At 28.5% G+C, this 2868-nt stretch carries 4 protein-coding genes; all 4 read right to left on the bottom strand.

Going from position 1 to position 2868, the window contains the following annotated elements:
* A partial coding sequence (locus ACH2BO_RS15615) for a Crp/Fnr family transcriptional regulator (RefSeq protein WP_395045658.1) occupies positions 1 to 443 on the bottom strand: 443 nt, incomplete at its 3' end.
* Between the two features lie 172 nt (positions 444 to 615).
* Complete coding sequence (locus tag ACH2BO_RS15610; protein WP_395045657.1) at positions 616 to 1140, bottom strand: hypothetical protein; 525 nt, start codon at positions 1138 to 1140, stop codon at positions 616 to 618.
* 85 nt (positions 1141 to 1225) lie between these two features.
* Positions 1226 to 2047, bottom strand: a complete 822-nt coding sequence (locus tag ACH2BO_RS15605; protein WP_395045656.1) for an OmpA family protein — start codon at positions 2045 to 2047, stop codon at positions 1226 to 1228.
* The coding region (locus ACH2BO_RS15600; RefSeq protein WP_395045655.1) for a S41 family peptidase at positions 2047 to 2868 on the bottom strand (822 nt) is incomplete at its 5' end. The genes ACH2BO_RS15600 and ACH2BO_RS15605, both read right to left, overlap by 1 nt.

The raw sequence follows: 2868 nt of genomic DNA, 5'->3' as shown, positions 1-2868 counted from the left end.
CTAGCATAACGTTCCATTTCTGGAAAATTTTCAAATAAATACATTAAATCTTTTACATCCAAACACAAAGTATCTGTATCTTCTATAGCATCAATGTAGTAAATATCTAATGCTCTTGTTCTAAAACTTCTGGGCGAATTACTCCATTCTTCTTCTGCCGGAAAGTATTCGCTAATTTCTTTTCCGTCTTTAATAAAATAAGTGCGAAACAATCCTTTTTGTATAAAATACGATTTTGTACATATTTTATTTGCGTTGTGAACTAAGTCGCCTTTTTTAAAAGAAACAAAAGTTATTTTGTCAATTAATGCAACTTTTAGTTCATCATTTAATTTGATGTACTTTTCAAAATGTTTGAATAATTTATCTTTTTGTTCGATGATTTTAATTTTTTTGATAGATTTAAGCGTAAACTTTTTGTGAATTGGCGATTTTTTATTCAAATGTATCTATTAAAGACTGAGCTAATAATTACAAAACTAAGTTTATCTAAAAGTTTCGTGATGATTTAAATTCCAATTTAGTCAAACTAGAGTTGGTAATAGATGTAATTCGTTAACAAAAGAAAAGCGATTTAAAATTATTAAATCGCTTTTATATATCTTTTGGTTATATTTAATCATTAAGTTTTACCCACATTTTATCAATTAAAGTATAATTTAACCCATAACTTCCATTTTGAGTTTCGATTTCGCATGCTAAAACTTGATTTTCTATATATTGTTGAAGTCGAAAATTAACAATTGATTTGTCAAATTTTAAACCACTATCTGGATTAATTATTTGATTACCTTGAGCATCAACATTAATTGTTGCTTCGTATCTAATTCTTCTAACATTTAATGGTTTTATCCATTCATTTGTTTTTACAAGAAATCTGTATTCAATTTCATCACCAGAATCTTCAGTTACTTCGTCTCTTCTTCTTACAACTAATGTGTCACCAATTCTATAATCGTACCATTGATTACTTCCTAAATATTGAAAAGTATCTGGCCAAAATGGATAAATATTATTTGATGCTGACAACCCTAAATCTTGAAGATTATGTGGATTTGTATTTACTAATTCATCTTGCTCATTTTTTGAACAAGAAAAAATTATTAGTAAAAGAATTGTACATATAATTTTATTTTTCATATTATAAAGTTTAATAATTAAATGTAAGTTGATTGAAGCAAACTTATATGATTTATTTAGTTTTTATAAATAATTTTTTTCATCTTTAAATCTTACTAATAACCAACTCAACTCGTCTATCATATTCTGGATCTTTGCCAAGTGGCACAGTGTTTCCGTAACCTTTAAATTTCATTCTGTTTTTAGGAACTCTTCTAAAAGCTAAATATTTATAGACAGATTGTGCTCTATTAATAGAAAGTTGACGTTTCTTAGTATCTTTATCAATGGCTTCTTTTTGATTTCTTGGCGTACAACACACGTGTCCTTGCACTTCGAATTCTATGGTTTTGTATCGCAACAACAACAAAGCAACTTTGTCTAATTCTGTTTTGGCTTTTAAGGTTAACTTGCTGCTTCCTTTTTCAAAAAGTATGTTTTCTAGATACACATGATCGCCAACTTTATGATTTTTTTGAATCATATTATAAAAACCGGGCAACTCTAGTTTGGGTAGTTCTTTTAAATTTACAACAACGTCAACTCTACGATTTTTAGAGCGTTTTTCGGGTAAATTTTCTACAATATCATCTTCAATTAAAACTCTTCCTTTACCTTCTATGGTTACTATAATTTTATTTTTTATGCCACTTTCAATAAGTTTATTTTGTATAGTATTGGCTCTGTTGGTAGACAGTTTAAAATTGTAGGCATCTTTACCAACATCATCAGTATAACCAAATATTTGAATGGATTCTATTCTTGTGGAATCGGCATTTTTTATAAAAGCAATTACTTCTTTGCCTTGTTTTTCGTCTAATGAAAATTTATCAAATTCAAAATAAACAGAATATACAACTTCTTCTTGCGCATGAAGAATTCCGAAAAATAATAAAAACGGAAGTATTTTTAAGAAACGAACCAACATTATTGTAAAATTTTAGAATACTCTGATGTGTTTGCCAAAATTTCTTTTGCCTTGCCAATTTCAAAGTTGTTTTTAGTATAATATTGATACAATCCTTCTTTATATTGGTATCGTTTTATAATTTCATCTAGCATTAATTTCTTAATTTCTTTCTGATTTTTATCTAATAATGATTCTTCACTTTTTTGTAAAGCTGCCAATAATTGATTGTATTCTGTACTAATACTTTCGTCTATTTTTTCTTTTTTAGCTTTTTCTAATGTGTTTTTTAAAGCCAGCTCAGTTTCTGTATCAAAAGTAAATTTTTCTCTTTTTAAGAACGATTTAAAATCAGAAAAATCGGCATCAGTTAACGTTGGAATTTTATCGCCAAGCGTTGGATTTTTAAAATAATAATACGTTACATAATTAAAAACGCCATCATTTTTTTGAAGTACTTCGGCAATGGTGCTTAGTTTGGTTTCTGCAAGTTCAATATCTGGTTGAATGCCGCCACCATCATAAACTGTTCTTCCTTTTTTAGTTTTAAACGCTGTATATTTAGAAGCATCAGTTCTAGTTGCTTTTCCATCTTTGTCTTTATGCCAATAATCTAATGCTTGAATGCATCTTCCTGATGGTGTAAAATATCTAGAAATTGTAACTTTTACTTGCGTTCCATAAGTCATATCAATTGGTCGTTGCACCAAACCTTTTCCAAAACTTCTGCTGCCAACAATTACTGCTCTGTCTAAATCTTGTAAAGCGCCAGCAACAATTTCTGATGCTGAGGCACTTTTACCATCAACCAAAATGGCTAGCGGAATTTCTAAATCATTTGG

The sequence above is a fragment of the Flavobacterium sp. genome (assembly GCF_043773265.1).
In the GTDB taxonomy this organism is placed as follows: Bacteria; Bacteroidota; Bacteroidia; order Flavobacteriales; family Flavobacteriaceae; genus Flavobacterium.
This window is presented reverse-complemented; position numbering and strand designations above follow the sequence as displayed.

Bases quoted from the DNA above. Each gene is read 5' to 3' on its own strand.
- ACH2BO_RS15610 (WP_395045657.1), bottom strand. From the start codon at position 1,140: ATGAAAAATAAAATTATATGTACAATTCTTTTACTAATAATTTTTTCT.
- ACH2BO_RS15605 (WP_395045656.1), bottom strand. From the start codon at position 2,047: ATGTTGGTTCGTTTCTTAAAAATACTTCCGTTTTTATTATTTTTCGGA.